The sequence below is a fragment of the Streptomyces sp. NPDC047525 genome (assembly GCF_040643025.1).
Taxonomy (GTDB): Bacteria; Actinomycetota; Actinomycetes; order Streptomycetales; family Streptomycetaceae; genus Streptomyces; species Streptomyces durmitorensis.
In genome coordinates this window covers 275,078-297,411 of record NZ_JBEYTL010000002.1, presented here as the reverse complement: position 1 = coordinate 297,411, position 22,334 = coordinate 275,078, and the positions used below count along the sequence as shown (strand labels likewise).

At 72.6% G+C, this 22,334-nt stretch carries 4 protein-coding genes; all 4 read right to left on the bottom strand.

Annotated features, from left to right (window positions below):
• Positions 1-107 precede the first annotated feature (107 nt).
• From ABZ833_RS06600 to ABZ833_RS06585, 4 genes are read right to left on the bottom strand one after another with little or no spacing between them, the layout of a single operon-like run.
• Positions 108-1,394 carry a cation:proton antiporter gene (locus ABZ833_RS06600; RefSeq protein WP_361041984.1) on the bottom strand — a complete coding sequence of 429 codons (1,287 nt, stop codon included), beginning with the start codon at positions 1,392-1,394 and terminating at the stop codon, positions 108-110.
• Complete coding sequence (locus ABZ833_RS06595) at positions 1,395-1,622, bottom strand: MbtH family protein (RefSeq protein WP_249591926.1); 228 nt, start codon at positions 1,620-1,622, stop codon at positions 1,395-1,397. It lies immediately after the preceding gene.
• Between the two features lie 3 nt (positions 1,623-1,625).
• Entirely contained in the window at positions 1,626-8,195 is a 6,570-nt protein-coding gene (locus tag ABZ833_RS06590) for an amino acid adenylation domain-containing protein (protein ID WP_361041981.1), read from the bottom strand.
• 35 nt (positions 8,196-8,230) lie between these two features.
• A complete protein-coding gene (locus ABZ833_RS06585) occupies positions 8,231-22,246 on the bottom strand; it encodes an amino acid adenylation domain-containing protein (protein ID WP_361041979.1) in 14,016 nt (4,671 codons plus the stop codon).
• Between the last annotated feature and the right edge of the window lie 88 nt (positions 22,247-22,334).

Sequence of the window (22,334 nt, the reverse complement as noted above, 5' to 3'; positions counted from 1 at the left end):
CCCTCCTCCCCATATTCTCCCGGCCGGGCTGCCGCATTGCGTAAAGCGCGGTACCCGCCCCGGGAGCCCCATTGCTCAATTGAGTCTGAAATCGCCCTGCCCGGGCGTCAAGTTCGTCCATCCGTCAGCGCGGGAACGACCTTCTTTTCCTGCCTGCGCGGAGTTTCCCGCTTGTGCCTGCGCGCCGTCAGAGACAACAAAGGCCCCGTCATGAAGGTGGTGACCAAGGCCATGAGTACGAGAACGGTGAAAAGCGCGGGGCCGATGATGCCGGCGTCCAACGCGACGTTCAGGACGATCAGTTCCGTGAGCCCGCGGGTGTTCACCAGCACGGCGACGGTCGCCGACCGGTGCGTGTCCATGCCGCTGATCCGCGAAGCCGCGTACGCCGGTCCCAGCTTTCCCAGAATGGCGATGGCGAGGATCAGCAGGAGCAGGAGACCGCCGTCGCCGTCCAGCGAGCCGATGTTGAAGGACAGCCCCGTCGTCACGAAGAACAGCGGGAGCAGCAGATCGGACGTCTGCTCCATCGGCCGCAGCACATCGGCGTCCGGCACCCCGTCCCTGCGGGGCATCGTGAGGCCGGCGAGCAGCCCGCCGAACACGGGGTGCAGACCGAGCTCGGCGGTCACCCAGGCGCTGCCCAGGGCGAGGCCGAGCGCGATCGTGAGCTGGTTGGCCGGCACCGCCCTGGACCGCCGGAGCCACCGTCCGAGCACCGGACGCACCACCAGGAACATGGCCGCCACGAACAGGGAGATCAGGAGCAGCGTCAGCTGCCACGACCGCCCGGTGGCGTGTCCGGTGCCGGCGAGAGCGGCGGCGAGGACCAGCCACGCCACGACATCCATGAGCCCGGCGGCAGTGGTGGCCACCGTGCCCTCGGGGCTGCCCGCGAGCCCTCGCTCACGGACGATGGCCGCGAGCACGGGCAGCGCCGTGACGGAGACGGCCACGGCCATGAACAGCCAGAACGTCCTGCCGTCCGCGTGCCCCGGCTGGACCGCGTCGAACGCCCCGTGGAATACGCCCACCGCGCCCACACCGAGCCCCGCGGGAACCAGGAACGCGCACAGCGCCACGGTGGCCGCCGCTCTGCCTCCCTGGCGCAGCTGCCGCCCGTCCATCTCGTACCCCACGACGAACATGAAGATCACGATGGCGATCTGCGAGAGCACCGTCAGGAACGGCAGCACCTCCGGCGGGAAGAGCCGCGAGGTCGGGTCTCCGGGCAGCCGGCCGAGGAGCGTCGGGCCAAGCGCGATACCGGCGACGATCTGGCCGATGACCACCGGCTGTCCGCAGCGGCGGGCCAGCGCGCCGAGGAGACGGGAGACGATGACGATGACGGCCACATCACCGATCGCCACCGTCACCAGTGCTTCGGTGTCCACCTAGGGCACCGCCGTCTCGTTCCTGCTCATGTCCGCGACGAGGCTCTTGGGGCGCATGTCCGTCCAGTTCTCCTCGATGTACGCGAGGCATTCCTGCCGGGTCCCTTCGCCGTGCGCGGTGGTCCAGCCCTCCGGTATCTCGGCGAATGCGGGCCACAGGGAGTGCTGTCCCTCGTCGTTGACGAGAACCAGGAAAGTGCCGTCTTCGTTGTCGAACGGATTGGTCATCGTTCAGTCCTTTTCGGTTGCTGTCCGCTGTTCCGGATTCTCTTCCTTCGCCTTTCCCGTCGTGGCGCCGAGTTTCCGAGCGACGACGGGCGCGATGCGCGTCAAGGCCTCGGCCTTGAGCATGTCGTAATGGCCTACGGGTACTTCGTGCGCTTCGATGTCGCCGCCGACAAAGGGCTGCCAGCGCGCGGTGGCGTCCGGCACGGGCCGTTCCGTGGCCGCGTCGGCGGCCGCCACGAAGAGCAGCAGGTCGCCGCGGGTGGGGCGGGGCGTGTGGTCCGGCGCGAACCCCGACATGTTGCGCACGACCGTCTCCAGGTTCGACAGGGCCTGCTCGCTCATGCCCGACGAGCGGTAGAGGGCGGCCACGTCGGCGCCCTGGCCCAGCTGCCCCTGCCCTCCCTGCTGCTCCTGCTGCCCTTGCTGCCCTTGCTGCAGCACGCTGTAGCCGTCCGTCTCCTGTCCCTCCTCGCCGCGGAACCGCGACTTGGGGGCGGCGCCGCTGCCGGGATAGGCGTCGAGCAGCGCCAGGAGCGAGACCTCTTCGCCCAGTTCCTCCAGGCGGGCGGCGACGGCTTGGGCGATGGTTCCGCCGACGGACCAGCCCAGGAGCTGGTAGGGGCCGACGGGCTGGACCGTGCGGATCTCGTCCGCGTAGTCCGCCGCCATCTCCTCGATGCTGCCCGGCAGTTGCCCGGCCCGCGCGATCCCGCGCGCCTGCACGCCGTACACCGGGAGATCCTGCGGGAGGTGCGGCAGGAGAGCGGCGTACGTCCAGCTCAGGCCCATGCCGGTGTGCACGCAGAACAGCGGGGGTCGGGTGCCTTCCGGCCGCAGGGGCAGCAGCACGCCCAGGTCGCCGCGGTTCCTGCCCATCCGCCGCCCTGTTCCGGTGTCCCGGCTGCGTCGCTGGTCCTCGGGCTGTACGGCGATCCGGCCGGCGTTGGTCCTCTTCGCCCGTTCGCCGGTACGGAACATGCGCTCACCCGCAGGACCGAAGGGGCACGCGACGAACCGTTCGCCCGTGCGCCCCGGGCGGCCCGCGTAGCCGCGCGCGAGCGAGGCGCCCGCGACGTACAGGTCGCCGGGGACACCCGGCGGCACCGGGCGCAGGCGTTCGTCGAGCACGAGGGCGCGGGTGTTCAGGACCGGGCCGCCGGTCCTGGGTTCCCACGCCTCGGCCGCGTCGGAGTCCGTCCGGTGCTCCAGCCAGGCTCCGCCCGTCTCCGGCGATCCGTAGCCGCTCACCAGCGGGATCGAGGGGTGGCTCTCTTGCCATCCGCGCACTTGGTCCACGGCCTGCGGATCGCCCGTCAGGTCCACGACCAGGGCATCGGACGCGGACTCCAGGAGCTCCGGGGTGGTGACCACCAGCGTCCCGCTCTCCCCCGCCGCCAGATCCTGGCCGGGTGTGCCGAGCCGCACGCTCCCTCCCGCGCACAGCGCCGCGAGCAGCGGCGTCACAAGCGCCGCGAACGGCGCCCTGGCATCCAGCAACGGAGCCGCGCCCAGAGCCGGGGAGGCATGCATGCGGTACGTCGTGTGGGAGGTGAGCGTGCGGTGTTCCATGACGGCGCCCGCGAGGACGAGCGCCGGATGCCCCGGGAGGGCGGGGTGAAGTGAACCGGCCTTCCCCGACGCCCTGTTCGTCTCGTCCGGCGTCAGGCCGTCGAGCACCACGACCGGAATCCCGGCGCCCTCGGGCACCGACGCGACGGACTCCTCGGAGCAGACCAGGATCTCGCAGGACGCGAGGTCGATGCCCTCCAGAGGCCGCGCGGGATCTTCGGCGAACCAGCAGGCCGCACCGGATTTCAGCACCCCGAGCAGCGCGACGACCCACGCGTTGCCGGTCGGCTGCGCCACGGCGACGACACTCTCCGGGCCTGCCCCGTGCTCCGTCAGCCGACGGGCGAGCCGCTCCGCAGCGGCGTCCAGCGCCCCGTACGTCAGCGAGCCGTGGAGATCCGTGACGGCGACCGCGTCCGGCGTACGTGCCGCCTGCCCGGCAAGGAGTTCCACCACGGTGCGCGCGGGATGTTCCGCCTCCGTGTCGTTCCCGCCCGCCACGAGCCGATGGGCCTCGTCGGCGTCGAGCAGCACGTCGACATCGCTCAGGCGCAGCTCCGGATCCGCCGTCACCTGTTCCAGCACGCGGACGAACCGCTGCGCGAGCGCCTCCGCAGTCGTCCGGTCGAACAGATCGGTCGCGTAACGGAGTTGACCGTCGATGCCGCCCAGGTCGCCGTCGGGTTCGTACCGTTCGGTCAGGCTGAACGACAGGTCCAGCTCGGTGGCTTCGGCCCCGAGGTCCATGCGGGTGGTGCGCAGGCCGGGCAGCTCCCAGGGGTCCCACGGCTCGTCCACGCTGTCGTCGACCTCCAGGAGGACCTGGAAGACCGGGTGGCGTGCGAGCGAGGGCGGCAGCTCCAGGGCGTCCACCAGGCGTTCGAACGGTACGTCCCGGTGCTCGCGTGCCTCCTGGTTCGCCGCACGGACCCGGCCGAGCAGCTCGCTGAACGTGGGGTCGCCGGACGCGTCCGTACGCAGCGCGAGCGCCCCGGCGAAGGGGCCCACCAGCGTTTCGAGGCCGGACTCGTCCCGGCGGGGGATCCGCGTGCCGATGGTGACGTCGGTGCCCGCGCCGAGCCGGGCGAGCAGGGTCACCAGGGCCGCCTGCACCACCATGAACGACGTCGTCGCGTCGCCCTCGGCCAGATCGGCCAGATCGGCGAGGCGGCCGTGGGCCTCCGCGTCGAGACGCAGCGGGACGGTCGCGGCCCGGTGCGAGGCGACGGACGGCCTCGGCCGGTCCGCAGGAAGCTCGATCTCGGGCTCGATGCCCGCCAAGGCGTCCTGCCAGTAGGCGAGTTGGTCGTTGACCAGGCTCTCGGGTTCCTGCTCGCCCTGGAGCAGCGTCTGTTCCCAAAGGGCGTAGTCGGCGAACTGGAGTGGCAACGGGGCCCGTTCGGGCACCCGGCCCTCGCGGCGCGCGCCGTACGCGGTCGCCAGGTCCCGGACCAGGACGTCCAGCGAGGTCTCGTCGGCGGCGATTCGGTGGACGACCAGAAGCAGCACGTACTCGGTGTCCGAGACGCGGAGGAGCGCCTGCGTCCACGGCGTCTCCCGGTCGAGGGCGAACGCGTGCCTGGTGCGGCCGGCCAGCAGTCCGGGCAGCTCCGCCTCGGTCGTCCGCACCACGGCCGGTTCCGGGCGGGACGCGGCGGCGTCCAGGACGCGCTGGCGCATGTCACCACCCCGCGCTCCAACGAAAGTGGTGCGCAGGATCTCGTGCCGGGCTGCGACATCACCGAGAGCGGCCCGCAGCGCCTCCTGGTCGAGATCGCCGCTGAGCCGCAGCGCGACCGGGATGCGGTCGTATCCCGCCTCGTCGTCGAGCCGGGACATCAGCCACGTGCGGAACTGCCCTGCTGTGAACGGGATGTCATCGCGGTGCCCGGCCGGTTGCAGCACGGGCCGCGCCTTCGTGGCGAGCAGCCGGGCCACTCCGACCGGTGTCGGCGAGCCGAAGAACTGCCGGATGCCGAGCTCGGCGTCGAACTCCTCGCGGATCCGTCCCGCCAGGCGCATCGCGAGCCCCGAGTCGCCGCCCAGGTCGAAGAAGCTGTCGTCGGGCCCGACCCGCTCCAGGTCGAGCACCTCGGCGAACAGACGGCACAGCGTCTCCTCGGCCGCGGTCTGGGGCTTGCGACCGGAGACGCGTTCGGCGAAGTCGGGGGCGGGCAGGGCCTTGCGGTCGACCTTGCCGTTGCGAGTCACCGGGAGGGCGCCCAGGGCCAGTACGGCGGCCGGGACCATGTAGTCGGGCAGGGTCCTGGCCATGTCCGCGCGGACGAGCTGGGGGTCGATGGGGTCTGTCCCCTCGGGGACGACGTAGCCGACGAGGCGGCGCTCGCCGGGACCGTCGTCGCGGGCGACGACCACGGCCTGGGAGACGGAAGGGTGGGAGGCCAGGGCGGCCTCCACCTCGCCCAGCTCCACGCGGAAGCCACGGATCTTGACCTGGGCGTCCGTACGGCCGACGAAGAGCAGTTCACCGTCCTCGGTCCACCGCACCAGGTCGCCGGTTCGGTACATCCGCTCGCCGGGCGCGTACGGGCAGGCCACGAACCGCTCGGCGGTCAGACCCTGCCCGTTCCAGTAGCCCTGCGCCAACCCCGCACCCGCGACATAGAGTTCGCCGGTCACACCCGGCGGCAAAGGCTTGAGGAACGCGTCCAGGACGAAAGCCTGCCGGTGCGGCAGCGGACGCCCGATCGGCAGTACGGAACTCATCACCTCGCCCGGGTTCAGTACGTGCCAGGTCGCGCAGAGCGTCGTCTCCGTCGGGCCGTACAAGTGGCGGACCGCCACGTCCGGGCAGGCCTCTCGCACTCGGGCCACCGCTTCGGAGGGGACGACATCCCCTCCGGTCAGCACCTCACGCAGTCCCGCGAAGCAGTCGGGCGACTCGTCGGCGAGGACCCGGAACGAACCGGCGGTCAGATGCACCGCGCTCACGCCTGCCTTCACGTGCTCACGCACCTGCTGGGCATCCACCACACCGGGCTCGGCGATCACCACCCGACCGCCCGCGACCAACGGGACCCACACCTCGAACAGCGACGCGTCGAAGGCGTGCGGGGCATGCATCAGGACCGCGTCCGCCGGGCCGACCCCCCAGTCCCGCTCCCCCACCAGCGCCGCCACACTTCCGTGCGGCACCGCCACGCCCTTGGGCACACCCGTCGAACCCGACGTGTACATCACGTACGCCACGTCATGCGCCGCCACCGGCACGATCGGCCGGTCGGCCCCGCACGCCTCCAGCGCCGCCCGCGTCTGCGGGTCGTCAAGGACCAACAGCCGCGCGGCAATTCGCTCCGGCACCGCGCCCCTGCTCTCGGACGTGCACACCACCCTCAGCGGAGCCGCGTCCTTCAGGACGAACGCGACCCGCTCCAGGGGCCAGCCCGCATCCACCGACACGTAGGCGGCGCCCGCCCGCCAGATACCCAGGAGCAACGCCACCAAGTCCGGCGACCGCTCCATCACCACCGCGACACGAGCGCCTCGCCCCACACCCAGCCCGGCCAGATGCGACGCCCATCGACCCGACTCCGCCCACAACTCCCCGTACGACAGGGACCGTTCACCCTCGACGGCCACCGCACCCGGCGTCGACACCACTCGCCCCGCGATCAGCTCGGGCACCACCTCGCGCGGCGGCGCGACAGCCGCCCCTCGTCCGGCCGCGGCCATCGCCCCGACGCGCCCCACCGTCACCGCGGGGTCGGCGACCACCCCCTCCAGCACGCCCGCGAGCGCGTCGAGCGCCGATGCGGCGACACCGCGCGCGAACAGGTCAGGCCGGTACTCGAGCTTCAGGTGCATGCGTTCGCCGGGGCCGACCACCAGCGTCAGCGGATAGTGCGCCGCCTCTCGGGTGAACCCCGCCGGCCTGAGCGAAAGGCTCTCGCGGTCCGGCGGCGCGGAGCCGGCGGGGGGTTGAGGGAAGCTCTCGTACACCAGGAGCGTGTCGAAGCGCGCTCCCGGGCCCGCGGCCTTCTGGATCTGCGGGAGGCCCAGGTGCTGATGAGCCATCAGTGCCGACTGGCGCTCCTGCAAGGCACGGAACATGTCCAACACCGGCTGCGCACCGTCCAGTTGCACCCGGACCGGCAGCGTGTTGATGAGGAGTCCCACCATCGATTCCACGCCCGGCAGCTCGGGAGGCCGCCCCGCCACCGTCGCGCCGAACACGACGTCCGTGCGCCCGGCGAGCCGCGCGAGGACCAGCGCCCAGGCGCCCTGCACCACGGTGTTCACGGTGAGGCCGTTGGCGCGGGCCAGCTCCACCACACGGCGCGTGGCATCCTCCGGGAGGTCTCCGCTCACGTTCTCGGGGAAGACCGGGAGCCGGTCCGGGACGGCCGGTGCCACCAGCGTCGGCTCGTCCGTGCCCGCGAGCTCCGTCTGCCAGGCGGCCTCTGCGGCCTCCCTGTCCTGACGGCCGAGCCACTTCAGGTACGCGCCGTAAGAGGTCGTGCGCCCCAGACCGGAGGCGTCGCCCCCCGCCGCGTAGATCGCGGAGAGTTCACCGATGAGGATCGGGGCCGACCAGCCGTCCATGAGGATGTGGTGGCTGGTGATGACCAGGCGGTGCCGGTGCTCGCCGACGCGGATCAGGAGCAGGCGCAGCAGGGGCGGCGCCGCCAGGTCGAAGGGCTCCACCCGCTCGCTCTGCGCCAGCCGTTCCAGTGCGGCGGGCATCTCCGGCTCGGCCAGGTCCGACACGTCCTCCGTGCGCCACGGCAGCACCACGTCCCGCGCGACGACCTGCACCATCTGCGCCCCGCTCACCTGCCGGAAGCAGGCGCGCAGCGCGGCGTGCCGGGCGAGGAGCGCCTCCCACGACGCCCGCAACCGGTCCGCGGCCACGGGGCCTTCGATGTCGAGCGCGGACTGCACGGTGTACACGTCCGGACCCTGGTCGTCGAAGGCGGCGTGGAAGAGCAGTCCTTCCTGCAGCGGCGACAGCGGCCACACGTCCTCGACTGTGGATCGGGTCATCACTTCTCTCCTCGGAGCCTCGGAGTCTCAGGGCTTCAGAGCGGGTTGAATCCGGCTTCGAGCTCCTCGATCTGGCTCTGCGCGAGGCCGAGGAGGGGGAAGTCGGAAGGGGTGTGTCCACCGGCCGTGGGATCGGTGGTGTGGGCGGCGAGGCCGCCGAGCATGTCCAGCCAGAGCCGGCCGATGCGTTCCGCCGCGGCACTGTCGACGACCTGGCCCGCCCAGCTGAGCGAGATGGTCAGCGCGGGCCCGTCAGCAGTGTCCACGATGGCCGCGCCCGCTTCCAGGGCGTGCATGGACGGCATGTCCGGGTCGGCCGAGCCGCCGATCGCCGCGTCTCCGGCCATCTGCCAGGCGGCCACTGTGCCGCTGTCGGTCGGGGCACCGTCGGTCGGGGCGCCCGCCGTGAACCGGCCCAGGTAGTTGAAGCCGATCTGCGGGCCGGGCAGTGCCGCGAGGGCCTGGCCCGTCTCAGGGTTCAGGTGGCGCAGCAGGCCGTATCCGAGGCCGTCGCCCGGGACCGCCCGCGCCTGTTCCTTGACCGCCTTCAGGAGTGTTCCGGCCGCCGGACCGCCGTCCGCCGCTTCGGTCAGGTCCACGTCGGCGACGTCGAGCCGGAGGGGGTGGGTGCTGGTGAACCAGCCCATGGTGCGCGAGAGTTCGGCGCCATCGACCGGTTCACGGCCGTGGCCCTCCACATCGAGCAGTACGTGTCCGCCCTCGCTCCGTCCGTGCGTGATCTCTCCTCGTCCGTACGTGACCTCGCCTCGCCAGCGCGTGACGGCGCCCGCGAGCGTCGACAGGAGTACCTCGTGGACCCCGCAGTGGAACAGCGCGGGCGTCCGGCCCGCCAGCGTGGCCGCTTCTTCCCGTGGGACCTGCCAGGACGCACGGCGTGTGGTCTCGGCGGTGTCGGCCGCCGGGTCGAGCGCACGCCTGCCGATGAGCGGTTCCGTGCCGTCGAGCAGGGCCGTCCACGCGTCGAGCTCCGCCGCTCGGTCCGACCCCTTCGCCTGTGCGGACAGGAGATTCGCCCAGCGCCTGAACGACGTCCCCACGGGGTCGAGCACGGGTTCCTGCCCCGCCGCCGCGGCCCCGCAGGCGAGGGCCAGGTCGGGCACCAGGATCCGCCAGGACATTCCGTCCACGGCGAGGTGGTGGACCATCAGGACCAGCCTGCCGACCCGCGCCGGGCCCGCGTCCACCCAGACGACCTGGAACATCGCGCCCGCCGACGGGTCGAGACGCCCGGCGGCCTCCTTCGCCGCGCGTTCCGCGGTCTCGTCCAGCGCTTCGGCCGCCGTGTCCTCGGCAGCCACCCGGGTGACCAGGCCCGCGGGGTCCACGGATCCTCGTTCGCCGACGACCAGGCGTGGCTCGGTGCCGCTGCCTCCGTCGTCCGCCGTGACCACGCGTGCGCGCAGCATGTCGTGGGTGTCGAGGACGGCGGCCACACCGGCCAGGAGTACGTCACGTCCGAGGCCGGCCGGAGCGCCGACGACGGCCCACTGCGCGAACCTCGGGCGGCGCGCGGGCTCGCCGAGCTCGCGCATCACCGGGGTCCAGGGCACCTCGCCCACTCCGATGTCCTCGACGGCACGCTGCCCTGCGCCGTCGACCGCCTCCGCCACCGTCGCGAGGCGCTCGGGGGTCTTCTCCTCGAAGACCTGCCGGGGCGTCACCACGAGTCCGGCGCGACGCGTGCGGGACGCCAGTTGCATCGAGGAGATCGAGTCGCCGCCCAGCTCGAAGAAGCTGTCCGTGACGCCGACCCGTTCCAGGCCGAGCACCTCGGCGAACAGGGCGCACAGCAGCGCCTCGGTCTCCGTGCGCGGCTCCCGTCCCGAGACCTTCCCCGCGAAGTCGGGGGCGGGCAGGGCACGCCGGTCCACCTTCCCGTTCGCCGTGAGGGGCAGCCGGTCCAGCGGGACGAACGCCGAAGGGACCATGGACGCGGGCAGCCGCTCTGCCGCCACGTCGCGCAAGGCGGTGAGGAGTTGATCGGTGCGCCAGGCCTCCGACAGGTCGGCGACGACGTACGCGACGAGCTGATGCTCGCCTGCGCGCCGGTCGTCGCGCGCCACGACCACCACCTGGGCGACCCCGGGATGCGCGCCGAGTACCGCTTCGACCTCGCCCGGTTCGATCCGGTGGCCCCGCACCTTCACCTGCGCGTCCGCGCGGCCGATGAAGACGAGTTCCCCGTCGTCGGTCCAGCGCACCAGGTCACCGGTGCGGTACATCCGCTCGCCGGGCGCGTACGGGCACGCCACGAACCGCTCGGCGGTCAGACCGGGCCGCGCCCAGTATCCGCGGGCCACTCCCGCGCCCGCGACGTACAGCTCGCCCGGCGTGCCCGGCGGGACGGGCTGGAGGAAGCGGTCAAGGACGAACACCTTGACGTTGGCCATCGGGCGCCCGATCGGCACCGCGTCCCGGCCTGCCGGCCCGCCGGCCTCATCACCTGTCCCCGCACCCGCCGACAGGGGCTCGCTCATGGCCGCGCACACCGTCAGCTCGGTGGGTCCGTACGCGTTCACCATCCGCCGCCCCGCCGACCACCGGTCCACGAGCGCCGGGGGACACGTCTCTCCGGCCACCACCAACGTCCCCAGCTCCGCAGGCAGTTCCTCCTCCACGGCGAGCACGCTCGGCGGCACCGTGACGTGGGTCGCGCCCCAAACGCGGACCGCCTGCCCGAGCGGCACCTGCGGCGGCAGTGCGTCCGCGCCCGGCAGCACGAGCGCGCCTCCCGAGAGCAAGGCCATGCACAGTTCGGAGACCGCCGCGTCGAAGCTCAGCGAGGCGAACTGGAGCACCCGCGCGTCCGGCCCCACCGCGAACCGCTCGATCTGCGCCCGCGCCAGATTGCCGAGCCCCACGTGCGGCACGACCACGCCCTTCGGCGTTCCGGTCGACCCCGATGTGTAGATCACGTACGCCGCGTTGTCCGCGCCGAGCGGACCGGTCCGCTCCGTGTGGCCGATGGGTCCCGCCGCCTTCCCTGCGACCTCCGCGGAGACGTCCGGATCGTCGAGGACGATCAGACGGCCCGCGAATCCCTCCGGCCCCTCCGGCACCACGGCCCGCGTCTCCCGTGTGCAGAGCACGACGGCCGGGTCCGCGTCCGCGAGCACGAACGCCACCCGCTCCGGCGGGTGTCCCGGGTCGACCGGCACGAAGACCCCGCCCGCCATGGACACCGCGAGGACGGCGATCACCGCCGCCGCGGATCCCGGCGCGAGGACGGCCACCCGTTGCTCAGGACCGACTCCGGCCGCGATGAGGCAGCGCGCCCAGCGTCCGGCCTCGGCCTCCAGTTCCGCGTACGACAGCGACCGCTCGCCCGAGACCAGGGCGACGGCATCCCGCGACAGCTCCACCTGCCGCCGTAGCAGTTCGGGCAACGTCTCGGCGGCCACCGGCACCCGCGTGTGGTTCCACTCGCCCACGACGCGCTCGCGCCGCGCACCGCCCAGTGCACCCACCCGTGCCACGGGCGCCGACGGATCGGCTGCCATCCCTTCGAGCACGCAGCCCAGCGACGCCACCATCTCCTCGGCCCACGCACGGTGGAACACGCCGGGGCGGTAGATGAACTCGCCGTGCAGGCGCTCGCCGGGCACCGCGATCAGCGTCAGCGGGTAGTGGCCCGTGTCCTCCGGTGTGCCGCCGGGGCGGATGGAGAGGGTGTCGGGCGAGGGCTCCCTGAGGGGCGGGCGCGGGTAGTTCTCGTACACGACGAGCGTGTCGAAGGCGGCGCCGGGACCCGCGAGCCTGCGGATTTCGGACAGGCCGATGTGCTGGTGGGACATGAGCGCGACCTGCCGCTCCTGAAGGCCGGTCAGCATCGCGGCGACCGACTGCTCCGCCCGCAGATCGACCCGTACGGGCAGGGTGTTGATGAACAGGCCGACCATCGACTCCACGCGCGGCAGCTCGGCGGGCCGGCCCGCCGCCGTCGCGCCGAACACCACGTCCGTGCGCCCGACGATCCGGGCGAGGAGCAGCGCCCAGGCGCCCTGCACGACCGTATTGACCGTCAGGCCGTGCCCGCGCGCCAAGTCGACGACGCTGCGGGTGAGTTCCTCGCCGAACTCGAAGGGCACGCGTTCGGGTACGGCGGGCGCGGCGGACGGATCGTCGGGCACCGCCAGCGTGGGCTCGTCCGCGCCCGCGAACTCCGCGCGCCAGGCCTCACGCGCCGCCTCTTTGTCCTGGCCCTCCAGCCAGGCCAGGTACTCCCGGTAGGACGTCGCGGCGGGCAGGGCACGCCCGTCGCCGCCTGCCACGTAGATCGCGGACATCTCGGCGATGAGGACGGGCAGCGACCAGCCGTCCGTGACGATGTGGTGGTTGATGACCACTTGTGCATGACGGTTCTCGCCGAGCCGGACCAGGAGCAGGCGCAGCAGCGGGGCCGCCGTCACGTCGAGGCGGCGGGCACGCTCGTCCTCGACGATGCGGTCCAGTTCGGCGCGCGCCTCGGCCGCCGCGAGCATCGACAAGTCGACCTCGCGCCAGGGCAGTTCCGCCTCCCGTGTGATGACCTGCACCGCCTGACCCGACGCACGCCGGTGGAAGCTCGCCCGCAGGATCGGGTGCCGGGCGAGAATCGCCGCCCATGAAGCCCGCAGCCGGTCCACGTCCAGTGGCCCGTCCAGGTCGAGCACCCGCAGCCCTTCGTAGAGGTCCGGCCCCTGCTCGTCGAATCCTGCGTGGAACAGCAGCCCTTCCTGCAACGGCGAGAGCGGCCATACGTCGGCCACATCGGGCACGGCTGCTTCGAGTTCGTCGACTTCGTGCTGCGTGAGGGCGAGGAGAGGGAAGTCGGAGGGGGTGTGTCCGCCCACGGTGGGGCCGGTGGTGGAGCCGGTGGCGGTGAACCCGGTGGTGTGGCTGGCCAGACCGGCGAGCAGGTCGAGCCAGGTCCGGGCGAGGCGCTCCGCATCGGCCTCGTCCAGGACTCCGGTGGCCCACGTCAGCGTGACGGTCAGCTCCGGCCCTTCGGGGGTGTCCTGCACCGCGGCGCCCGCTTCCAGGGCGTGCAGTGCGGGCATGTCGGGGTCGACCGAGCCGCCGATCGCCTCGCCGCCGGCGAGCTGCCAGGAGGTGACCGGGCCGTCCGTCGTCTCCGCCGTGAAACGGCCCAGGTAGTTGAAGCCGATCTGCGGGGTCGGCAGAGCCGCCAGGGCCGGTGCGGTGTCGGGATTGAGCTGACTCAGGAGACCGAAGCCGAGCCCGTCGCCCGGTATCGCCCGTGCCTGCTCCTTGACCGTCTTCAGCAGCAACCCGGCCGCCGGACCGCCGGTGCGTGCGTCGCCCAGGTCGATTCCGGCGACGTCCAGACGAACCGGATGCTGAGTGGTGAACCACCCGACCGTGCGCGAGAGTTCGGCGTCCGCGAGCGGCTCCCTGCCGTGTCCTTCCATGTCCAGCAGCAGGTGCTGCCTGCCCCCCTCGCCCCGCCGCCAGTGCGTGACCGCACCCGCGAACGTCGACAGGAGCACCTCGTGCACCCCGCAGTGGAAGAGCGCCGGCGTCCGGCCCGCCAGCATGGCCGCCAGGCGCGTCGGCACGGTCCAGGAGCGGCGGAGCACGGTGGCCGCGGTGTCCAGCGCCGGGTCCAATTCCCGTTGGCCGAGCGGGGGTTCGGGCGAGCCGAGGAGCTCGGTCCAGTCCGTGAGCTCGGCGGTCCGGCTGCCGCTGATGGCCTGCTGCACCAAGACATCCGTCCACTGCTTGAACGACGTGCCCACGGGGTCCGGCTCCGGCTCTCGTCCGGCGGCCAGCGCCTCGCAGGCGGCCCGCAGATCCGGGACGAGGATGCGCCACGACAGCCCGTCGACCACCAAGTGATGGACAACGAGGGCCAGTCGGCCGGTCCGCTCCGGCCCGGCATCCACCCACACGGCCTGGAGCACCACACCCGCCGAGGGGTTCAGGCGCTCGGTGGCCTCGCGGGCCGCCTCGTCCGCCAGGGTGTCCAGCGAGTCGGCGGGTGCATGTGTCGCGTCGACGCGCGTGACCAGGGCCGCGGCATCGACCGAACCGCGCTGCCCCACGGACAGCTTGAGCCCGTCCCCGGCGCCCTCTCCGGTCGTGGCGCGGGCCCGCAGCATGTCGTGCGCGTCGAGAACGGCGGCCACACCGCCCACCAGCACATCCCGGCCGAGGTCTGCCGGGGCGCCGACGATCATCCACTGAGCAAACCTGCCGCGCAGACCTCGCTCGCCGAGCGCCCGCATCACGGGCGTCGGGGGCACGTCACCGATGCCCGATTCCGCCGCGCCCGTCTCCACGCCCACGGGCCGGGCCACGGCCGCGAGGCCCGCGGGCGTCTCGTGCTCGAAGACGTCCTGCGCCTTGAGGATCAGGTTCGCGCGGCGGGCACGGGCGACCAACTGCATCGACATGATCGAGTCGCCGCCCAGCTCGAAGAAGCTGTCATCTGGCCCGACACGTTCCAGGCCCAGCAACTCGGCGATCAGCGCGCACAGGACCGCCTCGGCCTCCGTGCGCGGCGCCCGCTCGGTGGCCCTCCCCGCGAAGTCGGGGGCGGGCAGCGCGTCGCGGTCGATCTTGCCGTTGCGGGTCACCGGGAGGGTGTCCAGGGTGAGTACGGCGGTGGGGACCATGTAGTCGGGCAGCGTCCTGGCCACATGGGCGCGGATGAGTTCGGGGTCGGGCGGCGTGCCGTCCGGGACCACGTAGCCGACGAGACGGCGTTCCGCCTCCCGGTCCTCGCGGGCGATGACGACCGCTTGAGCCACGGAGGGGTGGGCGGCCAGGGCCGTCTCCACCTCGCCCAGCTCCACGCGGAAGCCACGGATCTTGACCTGGGCGTCCGCACGGCCGACGAAGAGCAGCTCACCGTCCTCGGTCCACCGCACCAGGTCGCCGGTGCGGTACATCCGCTCGCCGGGCGCGTACGGGCACGCCACGAACCGCTCAGCGGTCAGACCCTGCCCGTTCCAGTAACCCTGCGCCAACCCCGCACCCGTGACATACAGCTCACCGGTCACACCCGGCGGCAAGGGCTTGAGGAACGCGTCCAGGACGAAAGCCTGCCGGTGCGGCAGCGGACGCCCGATCGGCAGTACGGAACCCATCACCTCGCCCGGCTCCAGCACATGCCAGGTCGCACACAGGGTCACCTCGGTCGGCCCGTACATGTGGCGCACGGTGACGTCCGGGCAGGCCTCCCGCAGCCGGGCCACCGACCCCGCCGGGACGACGTCCCCGCCGGTCAGCACCTCACGCAACCCGGAGAAGCAGTCGGGTGTCTCCTCCGTCAGTGCCCGGAACTGACCGGCCGTGGCATGGACGGACGTCACGCCGCTCTTCACGTGCTCGCGCATCCCCTGGGCGTCCACCAGGCCGCTTTCGGCGATGACCACGCGGCCACCGGCGACCAGCGGCACCCACAACTCGTACAGCGATACGTCGAAGGCGTGCGGGGCATGCATCAGGACCGCGTCCGCCCGCCCGACACCCCAGTCCCGCTCCCCCACCAGCGCCCCCACACTTCCGTGCGGCACCGCCACACCCTTGGGCACACCCGTCGAACCCGACGTGTACATCACGTACGCCACGTCATGCGCCGCCACCGGCACGATCGGCCGGTCGGTCCCGCACGCATCCAGCGCCGCCCGCGTCTGCGGGTCATCAAGGACCACGACGTGAGCGGCAGCTCCGTCCGGCACCGCACTTCGGCTCTCCGACGTGCACACCATCGCCGCCGGAGCCGCGTCCTTCAGGACGTACGCGACCCGCTCCTGGGGCCAGCCCACATCCACCGGCACATAGGCGGCGCCCGCCCGCCAGACGCCCAGGAGCAACGCCACCAAGTCCGGCGACCGCTCCATCACCACCGCGACACGAGCGCCTCGCCCCACACCCAGCCCGGCCAGATGCGCCGCCCATCGACCCGACTCCGCCCACAACTCCCCGTACGACAGGGCCCGTTCACCCTCGACGGCCACCGCACCCGGCGACGACTCCGCCCACCCGGTGATCAATTCGGGCACGGTCCCGCCAGGGACCTGCGCCCCTGTGGCGTTCCACTCCTCCACGACCGATGCGCGGTCCACGGGATCGAGCGCGTCCACCCGGGCCACCGACACCGAGGGGTCCGCCACCAGTTGCTCTAGGACCCGTACGACCTGACGTGCCGTCCTGAGGGAGCTCTCCCGCTCGATGAGATCGGGCCGGTACGTCACAAGGACGCGCAGCTGGTCGGCGGGGATGACTCCCACGGCCAGCGGGTAGTGCGTCCCCGCCAGGGTGTTCAGCTGCGTGATCGTGACCTCGCCGTCCGCCGGTCCGGGCAGGGTGGACGAGTCACGCGGGTAGTTCTCGAACATCAGCATGGTGTCGAAGGACGCGCCCGGACCGGCGAGTTGCTGGATCTCCGACAGGCCCAGGTGCTGGTGGGCGATGAGTGCCGACTGGTGTTCCTGGAGTTCGGCGAGCATCTTCAGGACCGGCCGTCCGGGATCCAGCCGCACGCGTACGGGCAGCGTGTTGATGAAGAGGCCGATCATCGACTCCGCGTCGGGCAGCTCCGGAGGCCGCCCGGCCACGGTGCCGCCGAACACGACGTCCGTGCGCCCGGCGAGACGCGCGAGGACCAGCGCCCAGGCGCCCTGCACCACCGTGTTGACCGTCAGGCCGTGGGTGCGGGCCAGTTCGGTCAGCGCCCGGGTCGTCTCCCGGGAGAGCTCCGCCGAGCTGACTTCCGGCATCACCGGCGGCCGGCCCGGATCCGCCGGAGCCACCAGCGTCGATTCGTCGGCGCCGGTCAGTTCCGTCTGCCAGGCGGCCCGTGCGGCCTCCTTGTCCTGCCGCTCCAGCCAGGTCAGGTACTCGCGATAGGAGGCGGTCGGCTTCAGGTGCGCCGCGTCGACGTGCACCCCCTCGCCGCCCGCCGCGTCACCACGCACCCCCTCGCCGCTCGCCGCGTACAGCGCGGACACCTCGTTGAGGATGACCGGCATGGACCAGCCGTCCACCAGGATGTGGTGGCTGGTGACGGCGAGGCGGTGGCGGTTCTCGCCGAAGCGGACGAGCAGCAGGCGCAGCAGCGGCGCCCGCGTCAGGTCGAAGCGCTCCGCCATCTCGCGCTCGGCCAGTCGCTCGGCCTCGGCCTGCGCGTCGGCCTCAGCCAGGTCCGACAAGTCGGCCTCGCGCCAGGGGAGTTCCACCTCCCGCGCGACGACCTGCACCGCCTCGCCCGACTCGGGCCGGTGGAAGCTCGCCCGCAGTGCCGCGTGCCGGGCGATGAGCGCCTCCCAGGCGGCGCGCAGCCTGTCCACGTCGAGCGGCCCGTCCAGCGCCATCAGGCGCTGGCTCTGGTAGACGTCCGGCCCTTCCTCGTCGAATGTGGCGTGGAACAGCATCCCTTCCTGCAACGGCGACAGCGGCCATGCGTCCGCCAACTCCGGCACGGATGACTCCAGTTCCGTGACGGTCTGCTGGGTGAGGTCGAGGAGAGGGAAGTCGGACGGTGTGTGTCCGCCTGCGGCGGGCTCTGCGGTGTGCGCGGCCAGACCGCCGAGCACCTGCTCCCAGGCACGGCCGATCTCTGCCGCATCGGCGTCGTCGAGAAGCCCGGAGGGCCAGCTCAAGGTGAGGGTCAGCTCAGGCCCTTGCGGAGTGTCCTGCACGGCGGCGCTCGCTTCGAGGGTGTGCAGGGCCGGTGTGTCCGGGTCGATCGATCCGCCGATCGCCTCGCTCCCGGACAGCTGCCAGGGGGTCGCCACGCCCTGGGTCGCGTCCGCCGCGAACCGGCCCAGGTAGTTGAAGCCGATCTGCGGGCGCGGCAGGGACGCCAGTGTCGGTGCGGTGGCGGGGTTGAGATGACGTAGCAGACCGAAGCCCTGTCCGTCGCCGCCCGGTATCGCCCGCGCCTGCTCCTTGACCGTCTTCAGCAGCGCCCCGGCCGCCGGGCCACCGGCCACCGCCTCGTTCACGTCGACGGCGCCGACATCCAGCCTGACGGGGTGGACGCTGGTGAACCAGCCGACCGTGCGCGACAGTTCCGCGCCCGAGACCTGCTGACGGCCGTGGCCCTCCACGTCCACCAGCACCCCCGGGACGCCCTCCCGCCGCCAGTGGGCGACCGCTCCGGCCAGGGATGCGAGGAGCACCTCGTGCACACCGCAGTGAAAGACCGTCGGCGTGCTGCCCACCAACGTGGCGGCGTCCTGTGCCGTCACTGTCCATGACCGGCGGCGCATGGTCGCGGCGGTGTCGAGTTCCGGCGCCAACTCCCTTGCCCCGAGCAGTGGTTCCTTCTGGCCGAGCAGCTCGCTCCACCGGGCGAGTTCGGCCATACGGCGCTCGCCGCTCGCCTCCTCGGTCAGGGCGTCGGCCCACTTCTTGAACGGGGTCGCCACCGGGTCGAGCCGCGGCTCCCGACCGGCCGCGATCGCCTCGCAGGCATCCCGCAGGTCCGGCAGCAGGATCCGCCACGAGACTCCGTCCACCACCAGGTGATGCACCACAAGAGCCAGTCGCCCCGCCCGCCCCGGCCCGGCGTCCACCCACACGGCCTGGACCATCACGCCCGCTGCGGGGTCAAGCCGGTCCGCCCCCTCGCGTGCCGCCGTCGCCGCCACGCCATCCAGCGAGTCGGCCGACACGTCCTCGGCGTCGACACGGACGACCAGGCCGTCGGCAGCCACCGAACCCCGCGGCCCGACCGTCAGCTTGGGCCCGTCGGCGCCGGCCACCACACGTGCCCGCAGCATGTCGTGCGCGTCGAGAACCGCGCCCACACCGCCCACCAGCACATCCCGGCCGAGCCCCGCCGGTGCGCCGACGGTCATCCACTGCGCGAACGTGCTCCGCAGACCGCCTTCGCCCAGCTCTCGCATCACGGGTGTCCAGGGCACATCGCCCACACCCGCGTCCCGGTCCGTGCCCGCACCACGTGTGCCGTCGGCCGCCTCCGTGACGCGTGCGAGCCGCTCCGGGGTCTTCTCGTCGAAGACCTGCCGGGGCGTCATCACCAGTCCGGCACGGCGTGCTCGCGCGACCAGTTGCATCGACATGATCGAGTCGCCGCCGAGCTCGAAGAAGCTGTCCTCGACGCCGACCCGCTCCAGGCCGAGCACCTCGGCGAACAGGCCGCACAGGGCCGACTCGGTCTCCGTGCGCGGTGCGCGCCCGGTGGCCCTCGCCGCGAAGTCCGGTGCGGGCAGGGCCTTGTGGTCGACCTTGCCGTTGCGGGTGACGGGCAGTTCGTTCAGGGGGAGCACGACGGCCGGGACCATGTAGTCGGGCAGTGTCCCGGCCACGTACGCGCGGACCAGCGCGGGGTCGAAGCCCTCCGGAACCTCGGGGACGACGTAGCCGACCAGGCGGCGTTCGCCCGGACCGTCCTCGCGGGCGACCACGACCGCCTGCGCCACCGCCGGATGCGCGGCGAGCGCCGACTCCACCTCGCCGAGCTCCACCCGGAAGCCGCGCACCTTGACCTGCGCGTCGGCGCGGCCGACGAAGAGCAGTTCACCGGTGTCGGACCAGCGCACCAGGTCCCCGGTGCGGTACATGCGCCCGCCGGGCACGAACGGGCAGGCCACGAAGCGTTCCGCCGTCAGCTCCGCCCGGCCCCAGTACCCCTGCGCCAGGCCGTCGCCCGCCACGTACAGCTCCCCGGTCACGCCCGAAGGCACCGGCTGGAGGAACGCGTCCAGGACGAACACCCGCCGGTTGCCCAGGGGGCGTCCGATGGGCAGCACCGACCCGACCTCATCACGCGGCCCCCAGACCCGCCAGGTCGCGCACAGGGTCACCTCAGTCGGCCCGTACAAGTGGCGTACGACCACGTCGGGGCAGGCCTCGCGCACCCGCGCCACCGCACCGACCGGGACCACGTCACCGCCCGTGAGGACCTCGCGCAGTCCGCCGAAGCACTCGGGCGACTCCCCTGCGAGGACACGGAACGAACCGGCGGTCAGATGCACCGAGGTGACCCCGCGGGCCACGTGCTCCCGCACCTGCTCGGCGTCCACCGCTCCGGGCCCGGCGACGACCACCCGGCCACCGGCGGCCAGCGGGACCCACACCTCGAAGAGGGAGACGTCGAAGGCGTGCGGGGCGTGCATCAGTACGGCGTCGTCCGGGCCGACCGACCAGCCCCGCTCCCCCACGAGCGCCGCGACACTGCCGTGCGACACCGCCACGCCCTTCGGGGTGCCGGTGGAGCCCGAGGTGTACATCACGTAGGCCACGTCGTCCGCGCCCACGAGCACAGGCGAATCGTCGGCGCTGCGTGCGGCGCGCACGGCCCCGCGCACGCGCGGGTCGTCGATCACGAGCGGCTCGGCGCCTTCCGGCACTGCGGCCCGTGTCTTCTCCGTGCACAGCACTGCGACCGGGGCCGCGTCCGCGAGGACGAAGCCCACGCGGGCCGGCGGAGAGCCCGCGTCGACCGGCACATAGGCGGCGCCCGCCCGCCACACTCCGAGCAGCAGCGGCAGCAGGCCCGGCGACCGCTCCATCACGACGGCGACGCGGTCGCCGCGCCGCACGCCGATGTCCGCCAAGTGCCGGGCCCAGCGGCCTGACTCCGCCCACAACTCCCCGTACGTCAGCGTCCGTTCGCCCTCGACGGCCGCCGCGTCCGGCGACGACTCCACGCGCCCGGCGATCAGCTCCGGCACCAGGCCGCCCGGCACCTCGCCCGCCGTGCCGCCCCATCCCTCCACGACCAGGCCGCGCTCGGGCGCCGCCAGCACCCCGACCCGCCCCACGAGGACCGAAGGGTCCGCCACCAGCTGCTCGATGACCCGCACCAGCCACGCGAACACCGACTCGGCGCTCTCGCGGTCGAACAGGTCGGGCCGGTAGTCGAGCTTGCAGAGCATGCGATCGCCGTCGGGCGCCACCACGAGCGTGAACGGATAGTGCGCGGTCTCCTGACCGGCGGCGACACGCACGGTGAAGGTGTCCTGCGACGAGGGTGCGGCGGGCGGGCTCGGATAGTTCTCGTACACCACGAGCGTGTCGAAGACGGCGCCGCCGGAGTCGGCGAGCCCCTGCACCTCGGGGAGCCCAAGGTGCTGATGCGCCATCAGGGACGACTGGCGCTCCTGGAGTTCGGCCAGCATGTGCGCCACCGGCTGCTCGGCATCGAGCCGCACCCGCACCGGCAGTGTGTTGATGAACAGGCCGACCATCGACTCGACGCCCGGCAGCTCCATGGGCCGCCCCGCCACGGTGGCACCGAACACCACGTCCGTGCGCCCGGCGAGCCGTGCGAGGACCAGCGCCCAGGCGCCCTGCACCACCGTGTTGACCGTCAGCCCCTGGCCACGGGCGAACCGCACCAGGCCCTCGGTCAGTTCCGCGGGAATCTCGTTGATCAGGCTTTCCGGGGGCATGGGCGAGCGGCCCGCGTCCGCGGGCGCCACCAGGGTCGGCTCGTCCGCCCCGGCCAGTTCCGCCTGCCAGGCGGCCCGTGCCGCGTCCTTGTCCTGGCTGCCGAGCCAGGCCAGGTACTCGCGGTACGACGTCACCGGCGGGAGCCCGGAGGTGTCGCCGCCCGCCGCGTAGGTCGCCGCGAGTTCGTCGAGCAGCACCGGCATGGACCAGCCGTCCATCAGGACGTGGTGGCTTGTGACCACCAGGCGGTGCCGCTCGGCATCGATCCGGATCAGCAGGAGCCGCAGCAGCGGCGCGGTCGCGAGGTCGAAGCGCTCGGCCCGCTCCCGGGCCGCGAGCCGGTCGGCCTCGGCCCGCGCGTCCGCTTCCGCGAGCCCGGAGAGATCGGCCGCACGCCACGGCAGCTCCACGTCCCGCGCGATGACCTGCACCGCCTCGCCCGACTTGCGCCTGCGGAAGCTCGCCCGCAGCGCCGCGTGCCGGGTCAGGAGCGCCTGCCACGAGGCCCGCAGCCGGTCCGCGTCCAGTGAACCGGTCAGTTCGAGCAGCCGCTGCCCTTGGTAGACGTCGGGACCCTCACTGTCGAAGGCGGCGTGGAAGAGCAGCCCTTCCTGCAGTGGCGACAGCGGCCACACGTCCTCGACCAGGGTTCGGGTCATCGCTTCTCTCCTCAGAGCGAGTTGCTTCGAGCTGATTCAGGACCAGTGCAGGACGGCTCAGGACGACTCAGGACGGCTACGGGTCTTG

Bases quoted from the DNA above. Each gene is read 5' to 3' on its own strand.
- ABZ833_RS06595 (WP_249591926.1), bottom strand. From the start codon at position 1,622: ATGACCAATCCGTTCGACAACGAAGACGGCACTTTCCTGGTTCTCGTC.
- ABZ833_RS06585 (WP_361041979.1), bottom strand. From the start codon at position 22,246: ATGACCCGAACCCTGGTCGAGGACGTGTGGCCGCTGTCGCCACTGCAG.
- ABZ833_RS06590 (WP_361041981.1), bottom strand. From the start codon at position 8,195: ATGACCCGATCCACAGTCGAGGACGTGTGGCCGCTGTCGCCGCTGCAG.